Source organism: Roseibium sp. RKSG952 (assembly GCF_009711355.1).
This window is the reverse complement of sequence record NZ_SMMF01000305.1, coordinates 1-544: the sequence shown is the minus strand read 5'-3', so window position 1 is coordinate 544 and position 544 is coordinate 1. Positions and strand designations below refer to the sequence as shown.

The 544-nt window shown below is 62.5% G+C and carries 1 protein-coding gene; it reads left to right on the top strand.

Going from position 1 to position 544, the window contains the following annotated elements; translation table 11 throughout:
* On the top strand, positions 1-544 hold a 544-nt coding region (locus E1297_RS00820), incomplete at both ends, for an LLM class flavin-dependent oxidoreductase (protein WP_155132698.1).

The window sequence follows — 544 nt, the reverse complement described above, 5'->3', positions numbered from 1 at the left end:
CCACTATCCGAGCCCGGTGGTGACCAGTGCCGCACTTGCCGCAAGAACGAGCCGGATTTCCATCCGGGCCGGCAGTGTGGTCCTGCCGTTGCATCATCCGGTGCGGGTTGCCGAGGACTGGGCGATGATCGACAGCCTGTCGAATGGCCGGGTCGGCTTTTCGATCGCCTCCGGCTGGCATGCCCGCGATTTCATCCTGATGCCGGGGGGACACGAGGGCCGCAAGGCGCGGATGATGGAGATGCTTCCCGTCCTGCGGGCCCTGTGGCGCGGTGAGGCGGTGTCCTTTTCCAATGGCACGGAGGACTTCTCGGTGCGGATCCGGCCTCTGCCGGTGCAAGAAGAGATCCCGATCTGGCTGACTGCGGCGGGCAATCGGGAGAGTTTTGTCGAGGCGGGTACCAATCAACTCAATCTTTTGACCTTTCTGGCGTTGACGTCTCCGGAGGCCTTGAGCGAAAAGATCGAAGCCTATGTGTCCGCCTTTGCCGCAACAGAGCGTCCCGGTCGTGACGCAAAACCGCATGTTTCGGTCATGGTGCAC